The organism is Polyangium fumosum, assembly GCF_005144585.1.
In the GTDB taxonomy this organism is placed as follows: Bacteria; Myxococcota_A; Polyangia; order Polyangiales; family Polyangiaceae; genus Polyangium; species Polyangium fumosum.
Genome location: NZ_SSMQ01000003.1, coordinates 74,798 through 94,726 on the forward strand (window position 1 = coordinate 74,798; position 19,929 = coordinate 94,726).

At 70.1% G+C, this 19,929-nt stretch carries 16 protein-coding genes; 1 reads left to right on the forward strand and 15 read right to left on the reverse strand.

Going from position 1 to position 19,929, the window contains the following annotated elements; translation table 11 throughout:
• Positions 1–1,185 carry a PrsW family intramembrane metalloprotease gene (locus E8A74_RS04170; RefSeq protein ID WP_136927605.1) on the forward strand — a complete coding sequence of 395 codons (1,185 nt, stop codon included), beginning with the start codon at positions 1–3 and terminating at the stop codon, positions 1,183–1,185.
• Between the two features lie 2 nt (positions 1,186–1,187).
• Here the strand turns inward: E8A74_RS04170 and dnaJ are convergent, their stop codons facing one another.
• The 15 genes from dnaJ to mraZ form a co-directional block, all read right to left on the reverse strand.
• Positions 1,188–2,282 (reverse strand): molecular chaperone DnaJ, encoded by a 1,095-nt coding sequence (dnaJ, locus tag E8A74_RS04175; RefSeq protein ID WP_136927606.1) that lies wholly within the window; start codon positions 2,280–2,282, stop codon positions 1,188–1,190.
• Between the two features lie 118 nt (positions 2,283–2,400).
• Complete coding sequence (gene ftsZ / locus E8A74_RS04180) at positions 2,401–3,726, reverse strand: cell division protein FtsZ (protein WP_136927607.1); 1,326 nt, start codon at positions 3,724–3,726, stop codon at positions 2,401–2,403.
• Between the two features lie 163 nt (positions 3,727–3,889).
• Positions 3,890–5,209 (reverse strand): cell division protein FtsA, encoded by a 1,320-nt coding sequence (ftsA, locus tag E8A74_RS04185; protein WP_136927608.1) that lies wholly within the window; start codon positions 5,207–5,209, stop codon positions 3,890–3,892.
• A gap of 112 nt (positions 5,210–5,321) precedes the next feature.
• Complete coding sequence (locus tag E8A74_RS04190) at positions 5,322–6,248, reverse strand: cell division protein FtsQ/DivIB (protein ID WP_136927609.1); 927 nt, start codon at positions 6,246–6,248, stop codon at positions 5,322–5,324.
• Positions 6,245–7,666, reverse strand: coding sequence for a UDP-N-acetylmuramate--L-alanine ligase (gene murC, locus E8A74_RS04195; RefSeq protein WP_136927786.1), 1,422 nt, complete (start codon positions 7,664–7,666; stop codon positions 6,245–6,247). Before murC ends, E8A74_RS04190 begins: the two co-directional genes overlap by 4 nt.
• A complete protein-coding gene (gene murG, locus E8A74_RS04200) occupies positions 7,666–8,790 on the reverse strand; it encodes an undecaprenyldiphospho-muramoylpentapeptide beta-N-acetylglucosaminyltransferase (RefSeq protein ID WP_136927610.1) in 1,125 nt (374 codons plus the stop codon). The genes murC and murG overlap by 1 nt, the downstream gene beginning before the upstream one ends.
• Complete coding sequence (ftsW, locus tag E8A74_RS04205) at positions 8,787–10,181, reverse strand: putative lipid II flippase FtsW (protein WP_232379365.1); 1,395 nt, start codon at positions 10,179–10,181, stop codon at positions 8,787–8,789. Before ftsW ends, murG begins: the two co-directional genes overlap by 4 nt.
• Positions 10,178–11,539, reverse strand: coding sequence for a UDP-N-acetylmuramoyl-L-alanine--D-glutamate ligase (murD, locus tag E8A74_RS04210; RefSeq protein ID WP_136927611.1), 1,362 nt, complete (start codon positions 11,537–11,539; stop codon positions 10,178–10,180). The genes ftsW and murD overlap by 4 nt, the downstream gene beginning before the upstream one ends.
• Before the next feature lie 5 nt (positions 11,540–11,544).
• Complete coding sequence (gene mraY / locus E8A74_RS04215; protein WP_136927612.1) at positions 11,545–12,675, reverse strand: phospho-N-acetylmuramoyl-pentapeptide-transferase; 1,131 nt, start codon at positions 12,673–12,675, stop codon at positions 11,545–11,547.
• A complete protein-coding gene (locus tag E8A74_RS04220; protein WP_136927613.1) occupies positions 12,672–14,129 on the reverse strand; it encodes a UDP-N-acetylmuramoyl-tripeptide--D-alanyl-D-alanine ligase in 1,458 nt (485 codons plus the stop codon). The genes mraY and E8A74_RS04220 overlap by 4 nt, the downstream gene beginning before the upstream one ends.
• Positions 14,129–15,736, reverse strand: coding sequence for a UDP-N-acetylmuramoyl-L-alanyl-D-glutamate--2,6-diaminopimelate ligase (locus tag E8A74_RS04225; protein WP_136927614.1), 1,608 nt, complete (start codon positions 15,734–15,736; stop codon positions 14,129–14,131). The genes E8A74_RS04220 and E8A74_RS04225 overlap by 1 nt, the downstream gene beginning before the upstream one ends.
• Entirely contained in the window at positions 15,733–17,823 is a 2,091-nt protein-coding gene (locus E8A74_RS04230; RefSeq protein ID WP_136927615.1) for a penicillin-binding protein, read from the reverse strand. Before E8A74_RS04230 ends, E8A74_RS04225 begins: the two co-directional genes overlap by 4 nt.
• Positions 17,820–18,251, reverse strand: coding sequence for an FtsB/FtsL family cell division protein (locus E8A74_RS04235; RefSeq protein WP_232379366.1), 432 nt, complete (start codon positions 18,249–18,251; stop codon positions 17,820–17,822). The genes E8A74_RS04230 and E8A74_RS04235 overlap by 4 nt, the downstream gene beginning before the upstream one ends.
• On the reverse strand, positions 18,248–19,216 hold the full coding sequence (rsmH, locus tag E8A74_RS04240) for a 16S rRNA (cytosine(1402)-N(4))-methyltransferase RsmH (protein WP_136927616.1): 969 nt from the start codon (positions 19,214–19,216) through the stop codon (positions 18,248–18,250). Before rsmH ends, E8A74_RS04235 begins: the two co-directional genes overlap by 4 nt.
• Positions 19,213–19,716, reverse strand: coding sequence for a division/cell wall cluster transcriptional repressor MraZ (gene mraZ / locus E8A74_RS04245; RefSeq protein WP_232379381.1), 504 nt, complete (start codon positions 19,714–19,716; stop codon positions 19,213–19,215). Before mraZ ends, rsmH begins: the two co-directional genes overlap by 4 nt.
• Positions 19,717–19,929 lie beyond the last annotated feature (213 nt).

Here is a 19,929-nt window from a genome sequence, read left to right on the forward strand (position 1 = left end):
TTGCTCGCCCTCCAGATCCTCCTCGGCCTGCTCGCGCTCGCAGCGCCCGTCGCGCTGTACGTGGGGTTCGCCTCGCGCGACACGCTCCGCCCCTCGAGCCCGCGCTCGGTCGTGGCGACGTTCGCGCTCGGCATGCTCGCGTGCGTCCCGGCGGAGCTCTGCGAGCGCGCGCTCACGGGCGTGCTCGGGCCGCGCAAGCTCGGCGTGGGGATCGATCTCGCGGCGCTCGTGTACGCTTACCTCGTGGCCGCGCCGCTCGAAGAGGCGCTCAAGGTCGCGGCCGCGACGCCCGCGTTCCGCCTGCGCGTGGGGCAACATCGGCCGATCGACGCGATCTCGTACGCGGCGGCCGCGGCGCTCGGGTTCATGACGCTGAAGAGCGCGTTGTTCCTGATCGGCCTTCCGTTCTCGCTCATCGCGCCGGCACGCACGGCGCTGACGACGCTCGCGGCGACGTGCCTCGCGACGTGGTGGGGCTTCGCGCTCGGCCGTGATGGACAGGGCCGCATGGGCGGCGGCTGGTTCAACGCGGCCTGGGCCCTCGCCGCGGCCGGCAACGCGATCGCGCACCACGTCGCGTTTGCCCGGGGGCCGGCGTCGTTGCTCGCGACGATCCCGATCCTCGTGGTCGCCGGCGTCCTCGCCTGGATCGGCGTCCGCGACGTGCTCCAGCGGAGCGCGGAGGCGGTGAAGGTCGAGCCACGCGAGCGCGAGCATGAGCCGAAGAAGCCGCGCCTCTTGCCGCTCGCGCCGCCTTCGCTCCGGGCGATGCGCGAGGCGCTCCGGCGCTCGGAGCGGCCCCTCTCGTTTTTCTGGATCGGCCTCGGCATGCTCGTGACGACGGGCATGATCACGGCGATGCTCGTGGGCGCGGTGCTGCTCGGGCGAAGGCTCGGCTTCGAGTTCGCGTCGATCGATCGCGACGCGTCGAACGCCGTCGCGCCGCTCCTCCTCCTGGCGAGCGCGGCGCTGCTCTCGTTCCTGTTCGCGGGGTGGATCGTGGCGCGCGCGTCGGCGGCGCGGAGCGTGCTCGAACCGGCGATCAGCGCGCTCCTGGCGATCGTCGGGACGATCGTGCTGCTCGGGCTCGCGGCGCCGGTGGCGGTGGTGATCGCGCTCGCGTGCGCGCCGCTCGCGTTCGCGCTGGCTTGTCTCGGGGCTTGGCTCGGGCTGTCGGACGCGTAGGTCTACGCGGAGGCCGTCTCGTTCTCGTGGCCGAGTTCGGTTTGAAGCTCCTTCAAGAGCTCCTGCGCGCGGGCCGAGATCTGCTTCGGCACCTGCACCTGCACGACGACCTGGAGCGAGCCGCGGCCCCGGCCGTCGACGCGCGGCATGCCCTTGCCGCGCACGGTGATCACCTCGCCGGGCTGCGTGCCGGCGGGGATGTCGATGCTGACCTTGCTCTCGTCGGGCAGTTCGATCTCGGACGTGCCGCCGAGCGTCGCGCTGGCGAAGGACACGAGCGCGCGCGTGACGAGGTCGGCGCCATCGCGCTCGAAGCGCTCGTCTTGCTGGAGGTCGACGTCGACGTAGAGGTCGCCGGGCGGGCCACCGAGCGCGCCGGGCATGCCTTGTCCGGGCACGCGGAGGCGCTGGCCGGCGTCGATGCCGGCCGGGAAGTTCACGACGACCTTGCGCGACTTCTCGACCGCGCCGGCGCCGTTGCACGAAGGACACGGCGTCTTCACGACCGTGCCTTCGCCGCGGCACTCGGGGCACGTCTGCGTGAACATGACGAACCCGCGCGCCGTCGACACCTGCCCGGCGCCTTCACACACGCCGCACGTCTTGCGCTTCGTGCCGGGCTTGGCGCCGCTGCCCTGGCACTCCTCGCAGGCGACGGGCGTCCGCAGCACGACCTCGCGCTTCGTGCCCGTCATCGCCTCGCGCAGCGTGAGGCGTTGCTCGACGCGGAGGTCTTGCCCGCGCGCCGGGCCGCGCGAACGACGTTGCCCGCCGCCGGCGAACCCACCGCCGCCGAACCCGCCGAACAGCTCCGAGAAGATGTCCTGGAAGTGCGTGAAGATGTCCTGGCCGCCCATGTCGGGCATGCCCTCGACACCGGCGTGACCGTAGCGGTCATACCGCGCGCGCTTCTGATCGTCGGACAAGACCTGATAGGCCTCGGTGGCTTCCTTGAAGCGCGCCTCGGCCTCCTTGTCGCCCGGGTTCCGGTCGGGGTGGTTCTTGAGGGCAGCGGCCCTGTACGCTTTGCGGAGCTCGTCGGTCGAAGCTTCCTTCGACAGCCCGAGAACCTCGTAATAATCCCGTTTTTGGCTCATGATCGCGGCGACCGGGGCGGCGGCCGCACAGGCCGCAAGGCCGTGAGACGATAAGTCGCCCCTAGGGGCTGTCAACCAAGCCAGCGCACCCGGCTTGGCCAGCCCCCCCTATCCGGATTTACTGACCCCGGCGCTGGAACGCCGGCGTATCCCAGTCTGCGTCGAGCGGCGGAACGAACGTCGCGCGCTCACGCGAGGGCGTCCCCGAGGCGCCCGACGCGAGCGAGGCCGGGGCCGGCTGCTGGGCAGGCGCGCCGCGACCGCCGCGCACCGTGTAGGCCGGCTCCTCGCGCTGCGGCTGCGGCATGCTGCGCTGCGGCGCCGAGAGCGGCGGCGGGTTCGAGCGCGAGCCCCCGCCCGTGAGGGCGCCCGAGAGCGCGCTCGAGAGCGACGGCGCCGTCGAGATCGGCATCGCCTGCGGCGTCCGCGCCCCCGGCATCATCGCGCCCGCGGCTTGCTGCGCGGCGTCGGAGACGTTCATGTCGAAGCCCGTCGCGATGACGGTGACCTTGATCATGTCGCCCATCGTCTCGTCGATGGTCGCGCCGAAGATGATGTTCGCGTCCTCGTGCGCCTGCTCCTGCACGAGCGTCGCGGCTTCCTCGATCTCGCGCATGCGCATGTCGGGACCGCCGACGACGTTGATGAGCACGCCCATCGCGCCCTCGACCGAGATGTCGTCGAGCAGCGGCGAGGTGATGGCCATCTCGGCGGCGAGGCGCGCGCGGCCCTGGCCCTTGGCGCAGCCCGTGCCCATGAGCGCGCGGCCCATGTTGCTCATGACCGTCTTCACGTCGGCGAAGTCGACGTTCACGATGCCGTTCTGCGTGATGAGGTCGCTGATGCCCTTGATCGCCTGGTAGAGCACCTCGTCGGCCTTGCGGAAGGCGTCCACGAACGAGAGCTCCTCGTCGCCGAGCGTCAGGAGCTTCTGGTTCGGGATCGTGATGAGCGTGTCGACGTGCTCGGCGAGCATGGCGAGGCCGAGCTCGGCGCGACGCGCCCGCTGCTTGCCCTCGAAGAAGAAGGGCTTCGTCACGACGCCGACGGTGAGGCAACCTTCCTCGCGAGCGAGCTGCGCGATCACCGGCGCCGCGCCCGTGCCCGTACCGCCGCCCATGCCGGCGGTCACGAAGACCATGTCGGCGCCCTGGATCAGCTCCTTCAGGCGTTGCACGTCCTCGAGCGCCGCTTTGCGGCCCTTCTCGGGATCGGCGCCCGCGCCGAGGCCACGGGTGACGTTCGAGCCGATGTGCACCTTGATCGGCGCGATGCTCGCCGACAGCGCCTGGGCGTCGGTGTTCACGACCTGGAACTCGACCCCTTCGAGGCCGAAGTTGATCATCGTGTTGACGGCATTGCCGCCCGACCCGCCACAGCCGATCACCTTGATCCGGGCGTCGTAGCCCGCGTGCTCATCGGCAAACTCGATGGAGAAACTCATGAAACGCCTCCCGGGATTTCTTTCCGGCCGCTCGGGGCCAAGGGAGCCTCGCCTGCTCCCAGGGCGACTCCATGGGGTGCCTCTCCCCCATGAAACCGCCTATCAATCACTCACGCTTCGCTATCTCGACTTCGTTTTACGAAATTTACCCTCGTGCGTCAGCTCAGAAAGCTGCGCGCAACCAATTCCAGAACCGACCGCCTTGCCGTTTTTCGACGACCGGATCCTCCGAGAGCTCTCGTCGATCCGGCCTCGAAGGCGCCGTCACGCGCGGCGCGGTCTGGCGCGGCGGCGGCTGCGACTCCACGACGACGCGCGGCTCGCGCGCCTCGCGGAGCTGGTTCGCCCCGTAGTGGAGCAACCCCACGCCCGTTGCATATTGCGGGCCCGCCACGAGCTGCGTGATTCCACGCATCCCGACCGGTACGCCGAGACGAACCGGCATACCCAGGATCTCCTCGGCGAATTCGCTCATGCCTTCCATGAGCACCGCGCCGCCCGTGAGGACCGCGCCCGCCGCGAGCTGATCGAGCAGGCCCGCGTCCTCGATGCGCTTGCGGATCACCGCGAAGATCTCCTCGATCCGCGGCTCGATGATGTCCGAAAGCACCCGGCGGGGCACCTTGCGCGGCGGATGCCCGCCGACGCCCGGAACCTCGACCTCCTCGTCGTCCGCGACCATCCGTCCGAGCGCGCAGCCGAAATTGCGCTTCAGCCGCTCCGCCTCGGCCATCGGCGTGCGCAGGCCCGCCGCGAGATCCGCCGTCACGTTGTTTCCGCCCGCCGGAATGACGCTCGCATGCGCGATTCCGCCGTCCACGTAAATCAGCAAATCCGTCGTACCGCCGCCGATATCGATCACGGCGACGCCGATCTCTTTTTCGTCCTCGGAGAGAACGGCTTCGGCGCTCGCGAGCGGCTCGAGGACCACGTCCGCCACGGTCAATCCGCAGCGCTCCGCGCAACGGACCACGTTTTGCACGCAGGACGTCGCGGCCGTGATGAGGTTCACCTTCACGCCGAGGCGAACGCCGCTCATTCCCACGGGATCACGAATACCGTCCTGGTTGTCGACGGTGAACTCGCGCGGCAAGGCATGCAGGATCTGCCGATCGGCGTCGATCGGAATGGCGCGCGCGCCTTCGAGGACACGCGTCACGTCGACGTCCGTCACCTCGCCGCCGCCCACCGCGACCACGCCGTCCGAGGACTGGCCGCGGATGTGGTTGCCGGCGACGCCTGCATACACCGTGCGAATCTCGACGCCGGCCATCGTCTGCGCGGCCTCGATGGCCTCCGCGATCGACCGGACCGTCCAGTCGATGTTCGCCACGATGCCTTTTCGCAGCCCGCGGCACGGGACGTTGCCCACGCCGAGGATGGTGATCCCATCGGCGTCGACCTCGCCGACGACGGCAGACACCTTCGTCGTCCCGATGTCGAGACCAACGACAATCTCGCTCTGCTCCATCCTGCTCTTCATTCGCATCCACCCGATACGGAGGCCGTGCGCCTCGCGAAGCAGGGCGACGCTGACATGGCGAGCGGAGGCTGGCCAAATTTCGAGAACGACAACGAGCACGAGACGCGGCAGATCATCGCATCCTCACGACGACCCGCTCGGGGTGCGCCTCGTTGTCCAGGAAGATCACCGAGGGGTTCGCCTTGCGCTTGGCGAGCTCCATCAGAACGCGCGCGGCCTGCTCGATCTTCTCGCGAAACCGCGTCTGGCCCAGGTAAAGCGAGATGGCGTCCTTGCCGATCGTCATGACGATCGTGCCGTCGCGCTCCAGGTGGACCTCCTGGATCGGGTAGCGCTTGCTGATGCCCGCCCGATCCATGTCCTCGACCACGTCGAGCGCACGGCGCAGCGCGTTGACGACGCCGGGACGGTCCGCCGCGACCTTTTCGGGCGTGATGCCGGTCACGACGGGTAGATCGATCGGGTCGCCGTCGGCGACGCGCTTGAACGGGTCGCCGTCGCGCGTGACGAGGTAGAGCTCGCCGCCGATCGTGGCCACGGCCCAAGCCTCGCGCTCGACGACCGTGATGCGCACGGTCGACGGGAGCGTGCGCGTCACCTGGGCCCTCTCGACCCAGGGCTCGGTGGTGATGGCCGCGCCCGCCGTCTCCAGGTCGAGCGCGAAGATGTTGTGGCCCACGGTGACGCCGCCCGCGCCGGCGACCTGCTCGGCCGGCAAGCGGCGGTTTCCATCGACGAGCACCGTGCGGATCGCGAAGCGCGGGCTCGTCATGATGTACCGGCGCGCGCCCCAGGCGACCGCGACAGAGGCCGAGAGGACCACCATCACGCCGAGGAAAAGCGAGAGCGCGCGCGGGAGCTTCGGCCGCGGCAGCGAAAGGCGCGGCTTGGCCTTGGGCTTCGGCGGGCGGATCGTGCTCGTCGTGGCCCCGGGCGGCGGCGGCGAGTCGTGCTGCGGCTCCGGATCTTTTGGAGCAGCAACGATCGGCGGCGTCGAGGGCTTCTTCAGCCGGCGGTTCGGGGGCAGCGTGTCGCTCATGGACCGCCCTCCCGGCTCGCGGGCGGAGGCTCGGTGACGCCGTCGAGGCGCGCGCGCAGGCCCTTCAGCATGTTGTTGATGTCGCCCGCGCCGAGGGCGATGACCACGTCGCCGGGGCGCGTGACCTTCGCGAGGACCTCGGGCAAATCGGCCTTGTTCGGCACGTACGTGGCGTCGTGATGGCCGTGCTCGCGGATCGACTGCACGAGCCGCTCGGCGTTCACGCCGGGCATCGGCGCCTCGCCCGCGGGGTAGATGTCCGTGACGAAGAGGACGTCCGCGAGGTTGAAGGCGCGTGTGAAGTCATCGAAGAGATCCTTCGTGCGCGTGTAGCGGTGCGGCTGGAACGCAACGACGATGCGGTGCGCGTCGTCGGGATACGCGCGGCGCGCGGCCTCGATCGTGGCGCGGATCTCGGCCGGGTGATGGCCGTAGTCGTCGACGAGCGTGACGCCCTGGTGCACGCCGACGACCGTGAAGCGACGCGCGACGCCGCCAAACGTGGCGAGGGCTTGCTTCGTGACGTCGAGCGGGACTTCAAGCTCGTCGGCGACGGCGATCGTCGCGAGGCAGTTGAGCACGTTGTGCGCGCCGGGCATCTTCACGGTGAAGCCGCCGAGCGGCTGGCCCCGGCGATACGCGTTGAAGCTCGTCTCCAGGCCGCGGAACTGGATGCCACGCGCGCAGTAGTCCGCGTGCGGCGAGACGCCGTAGGTGACGTGACGGCGCGGGATGCGCGGCAGGATGTCCTGCACGTGGGGGTGATCGAGGCAGAGCACGGCGAGGCCGTAGAAGGGCACGCGCGCGGCGAACTCGATGAACGCGTCCTTGATCTTCTCGTGCGTGCCGTAGTGATCGAGGTGCTCGGGGTCGATGTTCGTGACCACGGCGATCGTGGGCGTCAGGCGCAGGAACGAGCCGTCGCTCTCGTCGGCCTCGGCCACGAGCAGATCGCCGGCGCCGAGACGCGCGTTCGAACCGAGCGCGGCCATCTTGCCGCCGACGACGACCGTGGGATCGAGGCCGGCGTGCCGGAGCACCGTGGCGACGAGCGAGGTCGTCGTGGTTTTTCCGTGCGAACCCGCGATGGCCACGCCGTACTTCACGCGCATCAGCTCGGCGAGCATCTCGGCGCGGCCGATGACGGGGATGCCGAGGGCGCGGGCCTCGACGAGCTCGGGGTTGTCCGCGCGGATCGCGCTCGAATACACGACGACGTCGACGCCGCGGACGTTCTCGGCGCGGTGGCCGATGTCGATGCGCACGCCGAGCGAGGCGAGGCGCTGGGTCGTGGAGCCGCTCTTCACGTCGGAGCCCGAGACGTCGAACTCGAGCGAGCGGAGGATCTCCGCGAGGCCGCTCATGCCGACGCCGCCGATGCCCACGAAGTGAATGTGCCGGACGCGCCCGCGGAACATCATGCCGTCTTTCCCCGGGCCTTCTCCCGGTGTTTCGATTCCCGCAAACGCGCGAGCTCGAGCAGATCTGCCGCCACGGCCTTCGCCGCGTCGGGCGCGCCGATCTCGGCCGCGGCGCGCGCCATGGAAGCGCGCCGCTCGGGCGAGCTCGCGAGCGCGCGGATCTCGGAGGCGACCCGATCAGCCGTGGCCTCGGTCTGCGGCAGCGCCACGGCCGCGCCGCGCTTCTCCAGCGAGCGCGCGTTCTTGAGCTGATGATCGTCGGCCGCGAAGGGATACGGGACGAGGATCGCGGGGCGGCCGACGGCGCAGAGCTCGGCGAGCGTGGAGGCGCCGGCGCGGGCGATCACGAGGTCGGCCGAGGCGAGCGCGCGGGCCATGTCGTCGATGAACGGGACGACCTCGGCGGCACCGGACAAACCGAGCGACTCGTAGAGCGCGCGTGCCTCGGCCTCGCGCTCGCGGCCCGTCTGGTGGACGACGCGCAGGCCCGGGACCTGGTTCACGACCTGGGAGATCGCGCGCGGCACGGTCTCGTTCAAGGCCTTGGCGCCCTGGCTGCCGCCGAGGACGAGGATCGAAAGTTGGTCCTTCTGGGCCTCGTACGGCGCGGGCGCGAAGGCCTTGCGCAGGGGCACGCCGAGGCGGCGCACGATGCTCGGCCGGAAGAACCGATCGACCTCGGGGAACGTGGTGTAGGCGCGCACGGCGAACGGCGCGAGCAGGCGGTTCGACAGGCCCATCACGCTGTTCGGTTCGAGCACGGTGACGGCGACGCCGAGCGTGCGCGCCGCGAAGCAGACGGGGCCGCCCGCGTAGCCGCCCACGGAGAGGACGGCCGAAGGCCCGAGGCGACGGACGAGATCCCGCGCGGCGGGGATCGAGGCCGCGGCGTGCTGCGCGCCTTTCAGGAACCCGGACAAACCGCCGCCGCGCAGGGGCAGGATGTCGAGGAGCTCGAGCTCGCCGCCTTGCTCGGGCACGACGCGCGCTTCGAGGCCGCGCGCGGTGCCGACGTAGACGACACGCGCCGAAGGGTCGGAGGCGCGGACCGCTTCGCCCACCGCGAGCATCGGGAAGACGTGGCCGCCCGTGCCGCCACCTGCGAGAAGAAGGGTCGTCACGCGCTCGCTCCCTCCGCGGCCGCGGCCCCATCCTGGGCCTCCGTCGCGATGAGGGCCGACGCGCTCGGCGCGCCCTCGCTCGTGCGCACGGGCGCGGGTTTGTCTTTCGGAACTTCGTTCGTCCGCGGACGGCTGACGCTGAGCAGGACGCCCGCGCCGGCGGCGTTCACGAGCAGCGACGAGCCGCCGTAGCTCATGAACGGCAGCGTGAGGCCCTTCGTCGGCAGGATGGCCATGGCGACGGCGAGGTTGACGAGCGCCTGCACGCCGAAGAGCGTGGCGATGCCGAACGCGAGGAAGCTGCCGTAGTCGTCGTGCGCTTCGAGCGCGATCTTCACGCCGCGCGAGACGATGACGAGGTACGCGGTGACGAGGCCGAGGATGCCGAGGAAGCCGAGCTCTTCGCCGATGATCGCGCTGATGAAGTCCGTGTGCGCCTCGGGCAGGTAGAGCACCTGCAGGCCCTTGCCGAGGCCGAGCCCGGTCCACCCGCCGGAGCCGAAGCTCATGACGGACTGGAACGGCTGATAGGCGAGGTCCTGGCGGTGGTTGTCCATGTCGATGAACGCCAGGTAACGCCGATAGCGGTAGTCGCTGAAGGCCACGAGCGCAGCGGCGCCCATGCCGAGCAGGGCCGTGAACGCTGCGATGTACGGCAGGCGCGCGCCCGCCACGAAGAGCAGCGTGAACGTGAGGAACAGGAGCACGACGGCGCTGCCGAAGTCGGGCTGCTTCAAGAGCAGCATGATGAGGAAGCCGACGACGATCAGGTGCGGCAAGAAGCCCACGGAGAAGCTCTTGATCGTGTCGGCCTTCTTCGAGAGCGAGTACGCGAGCCAGAGGACGATGCCGAGTTTGGCGGTCTCCGCTGGCTGGATGTGCACGGGGCCGATCGCGATCCAGCGGTAGGCGTTGCCGGCCTTGTGGCCGAGGCCGAGGATCGTCAGGCCCAGCATGAGCGTGACCGCGACGAGAACCGGGTACGTGAAGGGCTTGAGCTTGCGGTAGTCGAAGCGGCTCACGAGCCACATCGTGAAGAGCGCGACGAGCGCGTAGACGCCCTGGCGCTTCAGGAAGAACTGCGCGTCGTGGTACTTCACGGTCGCTTCGATCGCGCTCGCGCTGTAGACCATGACGACGCCGAAGCCGACGAGCGCGATGACCACGGCCGCGAGCACCGAGTCGACGGGGCCGGCCTTGCTCGACCGCAGGAGCGCGGTGACGCCGTTGCCGGTGCCGGCGCTCTCCTTGCGCGGCACGCGCGACTCGTTCTTCGGCGGCGCGGGCGGCGGATCGCTCGGCGGAAGGAGGCGGTTCTTCGGCGGGGGCGCGCTCGAATGGCGGCGCTCGCCGATCGCATGGTTGCCCGAGAGGACGGCGCTGCTGCTCACGACCGAACCTCCAGCATGGACTGGACCGCCTGGGCAAATTGGTCGCCGCGATCCTTGTAATCGCGGAACATGTCGAAGCTCGAACAGGCAGGGCTGAGCAGGACGGCGTCGCCGGGCTTGGCGAACCTTCGCGCGACGCGGACCGCCTCGACCATCGACGAGGCACGCGCGATCGCGATCGAGCCCCGGGCGGCAGCCTCGATGCGATCGGCCGCCTCGCCGATGAGCACGAGGGCGCGCCCCTTCTGGCGAAGCGCCTCGACGAGCGGCTCGTACGCGCCGAGCTTGTCCTTGCCGCCTGCGATGAGGACGGCCTTGTCCTCGGTGAGGCCACGCAACGCGGCGACCGAGGCGCCGACGTTCGTGCCCTTCGAGTCGTCGTAGTAACGGACGCCGTCGATCACGCCGACGAGGACGGTGCGATGGCCGAGGCCGCGGAAGGCGCGGACGGCGCGCGAAAGCCATGAATCCGCGCTGTCGTCGAAGGGCACGTCGAACGCGGCGACGACGCCAAGCGCCGCGCACGCGTTCTCGACGTTGTGCTTGCCGGCGATCTGGAGCGCGTCGAGCGGGAAGCTGTGCCGCGCGTCGCGATGCACGATCGAACCGCCGACGGGGCGCACGGTGGCGGCCTCGTCGGTCGCGCTGAACGTGACCACACGCGCGCCGCCGCGGGCGGCCTGCTTCGCGCAGAGCGCATCGCCGTGCGGGATCACGGCCGTGTCCGCGGGGCCCATGTTGACGAAAGGATTTCCCTTGGCGTCGGCGTAGGCCTCGAAGCTCGGGTACCGATCGAGGTGATCGTCGGTGATGTTCAGGAGCGCATGGGCGCGCGCGTGAAGCGTCGGCACGCGTTCGGCCTGAAAGCTCGAAATCTCGAGGACGATCGCGTCGAACGATTGCCCCACGACCTCGGCGAGCGGCGTGCCGAAGTTGCCGCCGATGAACACCTTCTTCCCCGCCGCTTCGAGCATCGCGTGCACGAGCGCGGTCGTCGTGCTCTTGCCGTTCGTCCCGCCGATCAGCGCGATGGGCGTGCCCGCGAAGAACCGCGCCGCGAGCTCCAGCTCGCCGATGACCTCGCCGCCCGCCTTCTCGAACGCTTCGAGCGCGGGGAACGAGGGCACGCCCGGCGAGATCACGACGAGGTCGATCCCGTCGAAGAGCGAGGTCGGGTGCCCGCCCGTGGCGAGCGTCACGCCCGCGGCTTCGAGGGCGATCGCCTCCTTCGACAAACGCTCGCGCGGGGCCGCGTCGGTCGCCGTGACGCGCGCGCCTTTCTCCAGGCAGAGCCGCGCCGCGGCCACGCCGCTGCGGCCGAGCCCGATCGTGAGGACCTTTTGACCTGCAAGATCCATCGGCCTCACCGGAGCTTCATCGACGCCAGCGAGACCAGCGCCAGGAGGATGGAGATGATCCAGAAGCGAACGATGATCTTGGGCTCCGCCCACCCCTTCTTCTCGTAGTGGTGGTGGATCGGCGCCATCAAGAACACGCGCTTGCCCGTGAGCTTGAACGAGGTCACCTGCGCGATGACGCTGATCGTCTCGACGAAAAAGACGCCGCCGAGCAGAACGCTCAAGAGCTCGTTCTTCGTGAAGATCGCCAGCATGCCGAGGCCCCCGCCGAGGGCCAGCGATCCCACGTCGCCCATGAAGACCTGGGCTGGGTAGGTGTTGTACCAGAGGAACCCGATGCCCGCGCCGATGACCGAGCCGCAGTACACGCTGAGCTCGCCGGCCGAGGCGATCTTCGGGATGTCGAGGTAGTTCGCGAGCGAGAAGTTCGCGATGGTCGCGCCCGCGACGTACGACCAGATGAGGTACGTGCCGGCGTTGATCATCACGGGGCCGATCGCGAGGCCGTCGAGGCCGTCGGTGAGGTTGACGGCGTTCGACCACGCCACGACGACGAAGACCGCGAACGGGACGTAGAACCAGACCGGCAGATCGATCGAGTGCTTCGAGAAGGCCGCGAACGGCAGCGCAAGCCGCGTCTTGATCTCGGCCCAGTCGGCAGGAAGCTTGGACGAGAAAAGAAACGTGTACGAGATGGCCGAGCCGCCGATGAGGACCTGCCCGATCAACTTGTACCGTCCGGGCAAACCACCCGTGTTCTTGCGCTTGATCTTGAGGTAATCGTCGAGGTAGCCGATGACGCCGTAGCCCGCCGTCACCGCCGTCGTCGCGAGGACGAAGGGGTTGCGCAGGTCGGCCCAGAGCGCCGTCGGCAGGAGCAACGAGAGCAGGATCAGCGCGCCGCCCATGGTCGGCGTGCCCGCCTTGACCTTGTGCGTCTCGGGGCCCTCCTTGCGGACGACCTGCCCGATCTGCTTGCGCCGGAGCTCGCGGATGAACCACGGCGCCAGCACGAACGTGAGGATCATGGCGGTGATCGTCGCCATGATGGTCCGGAACGGGATGTACCGGAGGACGTTCAGCCAGGAGAGCGAGCTGTAGTGAAACTTGAGCGGGTAGAAGAGCTCGTAGATCACGAGGGCACCTCCGCGAGGGCACGCACGATTCGCTCGGTCCCAACGCCGCGCGAACCCTTCACGAGGACCAGATCCCCAGGCTGAACGGAGAGCGCGACGGCAGGGGCCGCGTCCACGCTCGTCTCGAAGAACCGCGCAGGAATGCCTGCTTCCGAAGCACGGTCGGCGATCCGCCGCGCGTCGCCGTTCACCGCGATCACGAGCGCCGCGCCGCTCGCCGCCGCGACACGCCCGACGTCGTCATGCCCGCGCGCCGACTCGTGCCCCAGCTCGTACATCGCGCCGAGCACGAGCACGAGCCTGCGGCCCGCATCACGCGCGAGCTCGGCCGCAGTGCGGATCGACGCGGAAGACGAGGCGGGGTTCGCGTTGTAGCTGTCGTCGATCACGATGACGTCCCGCGCGAGCTGCCGCGGGACGAGCCGACCGCCGCCCCCGCCCACGTCCGCGAGAGCGAAGGCTTCCTCGACGATCTGCGAGGTCAGGTGCTCCCCCGTGAGGGCCTCGGCAGCCGCCACGGCCGCAGCGCAGGCGTAGGCGCCGGCCTCGCCGATGAGCGGGGTCCGGAACCAGAAGGACGAGCCGTCGGGGCGCGCGAGGGTGACACGCGACGAGGAAAAACCGTCCGGTCGACGCTCCACGATCCGCAGGTCGACCCCGTCGCCCGTGCCGTAACGGACACGGTGCGCCGCGGGCGTACCTTCCATCTCGGCGACGACACGCGCGTCGTCGCCGTTGCCGACGGCGATGCCCTTGGGCGAGAGCGATCGAAAGAGCGCCCCCTTCTCCCGCGCGACGCCCTCGATCGAGCCACACCCCTCCACGTGCGCGGCCGCGACGAGCGTCACGATCGCGACATCCGGCTGGGCCATCGCCGCGAGGGACGTGATCTCGCCGGGCCGGTTCATGCCCATCTCGACGACCGCGTACTTGTGGTCTTCGAGCCCGAGCAGCACCATCGGCACGCCGACCTGGTTGTTCAAGTTGCCCCGCGTCGCGTGCACAGCGTCCGGGAAGAGGCGATCGAGGAGCGCAGCAGTCGCCGTTCGGGTGGTGGTTTTCCCCGCCGAACCCGTGATCGCGACGATCTTCCGATCGCCCTTCCCGCGCGAGCGCCACGTCGCCACGTGGGCCCGCGCGAGCGCGCCGAGCGCATCGATCGTCGAGCGAACCCGCATCAGGGTGAGGCCCGGGACATCGTCGACGGGCTGCTCCACGAGCGCCGCGCGTGCGCCTTTTTCTGCGGCCTGCGCGAGGTAGTCGTGCCCGTCGAAGCTCTCGCCTTTGAGGGCCACGAAGAGCCCGCCGGGCGTGATCGTGCGCGTGTCGGTCGAGACGCCTTGCACCGAGCCGAGCAGGAAGAGGCTCCGGTTGTAGAGGAGCTCTCCTTCGACGATCTGGATGAGATCGATGGCCTGGAAAAAGGCCTGGTTCGTGGGGATCGGCGTGCCCATCAGGCCTCTCCCCTGCGCAGACGGAGCGCGCGCTCGGCCTCGATGCGATCGTCGAACGGCAGCGTGACCGCGCCGATGATCTGGTACGGCTCGTGGCCCTTGCCCGCGACGAGCACGACGTCGCCCGGCGCCGCTTCGAGCACCGCGCGCTCGATGGCCTTCGCGCGATCGAGCTCGACGTGGACGATCGCTCGGCCGCCCGCGAGCCCCGGCAGGATCGCCTCCGCGATGGCGCGCGGCTCCTCGCTGCGCGGGTTGTCGTTCGTGACGAACGCGACGTCCGCGCCGCGCGCCACGGCCTCGCCCATGAGCGGGCGCTTCTTCGGATCACGATCCCCGCCGCAACCAAAGACGCAGTGCACGCGACCTTGTCCAAACGCACGCACGCTGTGCAGAACCCGATCGAGCGCGTCCGGCGTGTGCGCGTAGTCGACGAGCACGATGACGTCGTCCCGCGCCGGATCGTCACAACGCTCGAGCCGCCCCGGCACCCGGATCGGCCCCGAGAGAGCGCGCGCCGCCGCGTGGAGATCGATCTCGAGCAGCCAGCAGATCGCCACGGTCGCGAGCAGGTTCTGCACGTTGTGCGCGCCAACGAGCGGCGATCGGATCGAGAGTTGCCCCGCGGGCGTCCGCGCCACGAGCGAGATGCCCGACGCCGTGTGCTCCACCGAGACGGGCGCGATGTCGGCCTCCTCGGTCGAGATACCGACCCGCGTGGAGAACCGCGCGATCGTCGCCGACGACGGACCCCCGAGGCCACGCGGCGCGAGCCTCCGCACGAGCGCGGGGCCAAACGGATCGTCGACGTTGATCGCCGCCGAGCCGGGGGCGAGGTCGACGAAGAGGCGCGCCTTCGCCTCGGCGTAGGCCTCCATCGTGCCGTGGTAGTCGAGGTGATCCTGCGTGAGGTTCAGGAACGCCGCGACACGGAAGCGCACGGCCTCGACGCGGCGCGCCGCGACCGCGATGCTCGACACTTCCATCACGAGGTGCGTCGCGCCGCGGAGGTGCATCGCCGCCGCGATCCGCGCGAGCTCGTCAGCCTCGGGGCTCGTGTGCGTCGAGGGCAGGTCGAGATCACCGAACCGATACCCGAGCGTGCCCACGATCCCGGGCCGCTGGCCCGCGGCCGCGAGGCACGCCTGCACGAGGTGCGTCGTCGTCGTCTTGCCGTTCGTCCCGGTGACGCCCACGACCTCCAGCGCGAACGTCGGATGCCCGTAGATGGCCGCCGACGCGTACGCGAGCGCGCTCGGCACGTCCGCGACCTCGATCCGCGGCAGGCCGTTCGTCTCGACGTTCACCCCCGACGCCGTCAGCACCGCGCTCGCGCCGCGCCCGATCGCGCCGGCCACGAAGCGCTCGCCGCTCGTGCGCGCGCCTGGTCGCGCGACGAAGAGATCCCCCGGGCAAACACGCCGCGAGTCGTGGTGCACGCCCGTGAGAAAGACGCTCGGATCCCCGGAAACGAGCTTCGCGCCCGGGATCTCGTTCACGAGATCGCCGAGCCTCCGGCCGAGCTTCGCCTGCTTGCACGAAGGTGGCGCGCCGTCGCTCGCCTCCCGCGGGTGGAGGAGCTCTTCGTTCGACCGTTCGTTCGTCATGACGAGGGCTCGAAGAAAAGCTTCACCGCCGAACCTTTGGGCAGCACCGTGCCCGCCGCCGGCTCGACCTTCGACAGGCGGCCCGTGCCGAACGCCGTGGGGGTCAAGCCCGCCGCGGTCGCCGCGCGGATCGCCTCACGCACGGGTTGTCCGGTCAGATCCGGGACACGCGTCTCGCCGCTCTTCATCGGCGCCGACGGCGTCACGACGCCTGCCGTGATCGGAGCCACGGCCGCGCGCGCCTCCGTGAGGACCTGGTACGTACTCGTCGCCGGATCCCCGACCTTCGCTCGATCCGAAACCTCGCTGAGCTTCATGGGCACACTGCCGCGAGGTGTGACACCGAGGTACCGCAGCGCCATCTCGCCGATGCGTCGGAACACCGGCGCGGCGACCGAGCCACCGCCGTAGGTGCCGCCGAGCGGCTCGTCGAGCACCACCGCGATCACGAGCCGCGGCTTGTCCGCAGGGACGAACCCGACGAACGAGGCGACGTAGTGCGTGTCCGTATACCTCCCCGTCGCCGGGTCGATCTTCTGCGCGGTCCCCGTTTTCCCGGCCACGCGGAAGCCTGGAATCGCAGCCTCGACGCCCGTGCCTTCGCCCTCGGTAACGGCGACGAGCATCTCCGACATCATCTTCGCGACCGACGCCTGCACCGCCTCGCGCCGCACGCGCGGCTGCGTCTCCGTCAGCAACGTGCCGCCGCCGTCCGTCACGCGCTTGATCAGCACGGGCTCGAGCAGCTTGCCGCCGTTCGCGATCGCGGCCATCGCCATCGTGAGCTGCAACGTCGTCACGCTGATGCCCTGACCGAACGAGGCCGCCGCCGTCTCGACCGAGACCCACGGCCTTGCGCGCGGCCTGAGCACGCCCATGCTCTCGCCGGGGAACGGAAGGCCCGTGGTGTCGCCGAAGCCGAACCGACGGAAGCCCTCGTAGAGCCGCTGCTCGCCGAGCCCGAGCGCGATCTTCGACGTCCCGATGTTCGAGGACAAACTGAGGATCTGCGTGACCGTGAGCCACTTGGCCGGGTGCGTGTCGTGGATGACGACGTTGTCGATCGCCATGTTCCCCTCCTCGCAATAGATCGAGGCGGTGGGGTTCACGCTGCGCGCGGCGAGCGCGGAGGCGATCGAGAAGACCTTGATCGTCGAGCCGGGCTCGAAGCGATCGACGACGCAGCGGTTGCGACGCGCGTCGGGCTCGGCCGCGCCGTAGTCGTTGGGGTTGTAGCCAGGCGCGCTCGCCATCGCGAGGATCTCGCCGGTCGAGGGATCGGCGACGACGACCGCGCCGCCCGTGGCCTCGTAGGTCTTCATCGCGGCATCGAGCTCGCGCTCGGCCGTGAACTGGATCCCCTTGTCGATCGTGAGGAAGACGTTGTGGCCCGCGAGCGCGGCCTCGTCCTCGATCCCCTCGGAGAAGATCAGGCGGCCCGAGCGATCACGCAGGCCGCGCACCTCGGAGCTCTTGCCGCGCAGCTCGTGATCGAGCGCGAGCTCCAGGCCCTCACGTCCCTCCCCGTCGGGCGAGACGAACCCGATGAGCGGGCCGCCGAGCTCGCGGTTCGGGTAAAACCGGTGGCCCTCACCCTCGATCTGGAGCCCGCGCAACGGGTAGCGCTGGTTCTTCTCGCCGAGCCCACGCACGGCCGCGACCTCGGCCTCCGAGACGCGCCGCTTCAGCCACACGAAGCGCCGGCGACGGCTGATCTTCTCGACGACCTCCTCCTGCGGGAGGTTCAAGGCCTGCGCGATGCGCTCGCCGTACTGCTGGATCCGCATCGGCAGGTAGCGGTCCTCGATGCCACGGAGCAGCTCCACCGCGTCGAGCGAGACGCTCGGCACCTCGACGCTCTCCGCGAGCGACGCGCCGTTGCGGTCGTAGATCGTGCCGCGCTTCGGCGTCACGTGCAGGCGCCGCTGCCGCTGCCGCTCGGCGAGGTCGTACCAGTCCTGCCCGTCCTCGACCTGGATGCGGTGCGCGCCCGACACGATCACGCCGAGCCCGAGGCCCATCATCCCGCAGAGGATCCCCATGCGGATGCGGATCCAGCGCGCGCGCTTGGGATCGAGGTTTTTCACGGAGAACCTCCGGGCACAGGAGAGCCAGCAGCACCCGACGGTGCAGCCGGACCAGGCGGGGGTGAGGGGGCAGAGCCCGGCTCGCCGGGCGGAGCCCCTTCCGTGGAAGGCTCGTCCTGGATCTTCACGACCCAGCGCACCGGGATCACGCGCTCGGGCGGCGGCGGCGTCATGCCGAGCAGCGTCCGCGCGACCATCTCGACGCGCTGCGGGGTCTCGTAGCTCGCCGCCTCCAGCGAGAGCACGCGCTTCACCTCGCGCAGGCGCCCTTGCTCGGCGCGCGCGCGGCCGAGCTTGTAGCCGAGGTCCACGATCCTGCCGCGCAGCCCGAGGTGCACGACGAACGCCGCCACGCTCGCGACCACCGCCAGCGACCAGAGCGCGAGGAACGGCCGCTGCTTCATGCGCTCGCTCATGCGCTCGTTCATGCGAACACCTCGTCCCCGCCCTCATCCCCCGCGAGCGCGACGCGCCGCGCCGCCCGGAGCTTCGCGCTCCTCGCGCGCGGGTTCTCCGCGACCTCCTCGTCCGACGCGACGAGCGGCTTCTTCCAGAGCGGCTCCCACACGCTCGCCTCGCGCAGCGCGTGCTTGACGATCCGGTCCTCCAGCGAGTGGAACGAGATCACCGCCACGATGCCGCCCATCTTCACGACACGGCTCGCCGCGCGGAGCAGCGCTTCGAGCTCGTCGAGCTCGCCGTTCACCGCGACGCGAAGCGCCTGAAACGTCCGCGTCGCCGGATCGACCCCGCCCACGCGCGACGGCCCCACGGCCCGCACCACGGCGCGGCGCAGATCCAGCGTCGTCTTCAGCTCCCCGTTCGCCAGCGCTTGCTTGATGCAGCGCGCCACCCGGCGGGACCTTCGCTCCTCGCCGTAGTGGTAGATCACGTTCGCCAGCTCGTCGTCGTCGAGCCGCTCGATCAGCTCGAGCGCCGTCTCGCCGCTCGACGGATCCATCCGCATGTCGAGCGGACCTTCGGCGCGGAAGCTCATGCCGCGCGTCGCGTCATCGATCTGCATCGACGACACGCCCACGTCGGCGACGAGCCCGTCCACCGGCCCCACGCCCATCTTCGCGAGGTGGTCCTCGACGTCCGAGAACCGCCCGTGCACGAGCTTCACTCGATCGCCGAAGGGCGCGAGCCGCTCCTTGGCGAGCGCGAGGGCCGTCTCGTCGCGATCGACCCCGATGAGCCGGCAGCCTGGGGCTTCTTCGAGGATCGCCTCGGCGTGGCCGCCTGCGCCGAGGGTCGCGTCCACGTAGACGCCGCCGGCGTGGGGCGCGAGCGCCTGGACCACCTCGCGGCGGAGGACGGTCACGTGGGGCGCCTTGTGCGGCTCGGGGGGTGGGGCCTTGTCTCGCATCGGCACGACGTTCACCACGTTCATAGGCGGAACTGCTCCGCGATCGCGGCCTTGAAGCTCGCGAGCTCGGCCTCGCTCATCGTCTGGGCGGCCTTCCACCGCTCCTTCGACCAGAGCTCGGCCGTCGCGCCCATCCCGGCCCACAGGACTTCCTTGTGCAGGTCGGCGTGCTCGCGCAGCGAGGGCGGCACGAGGATCCGGCCTTGTTTGTCGAGCTCGCACTCGACGGCGGCCGACAGGTACTTCCGGCGGAAGGCGACGACGTTCGGCTCGAACTGGGGGAGCGCCGCGATCTTGGCTTCGAGCTCCTCCCAGGCGCGCAGCGGGTAGCAGTGCAGGCAGGGGTCGAAGAGAGCGGGCGTCAGGATCAAGCAGACCTCGCTCGCGGGCGCCGGGGGTTTGGGGCGCAGGGCGCCGTCAGGCGACCCGGAGCCCCAAGCGGCATCGAGCACGTCGCGAAAGCGCGCGGGCAGGCTGGTCCGCCCTTTCGCGTCGATCGCGTGCTCGAAATGACCGCGAAACATGGTTCCCACCGAGTCGGCTCCGCTCGTGCCTGCCAGCCAGGCGCTTTCCCCGCGCCGGAGGGACCCGGCAGGTCATGGGCATCTTTGCCACTTTTCCCCACGGGGCACCGCCACGCTACGGAGAGGGCCCTTGGGTGTCAACAGTTTGCATTTTTTGTGGAGTTTGGCGGATCCCAAGGAAGGTAGGAATCCTCCCCTCTCCTACCTTTCCGG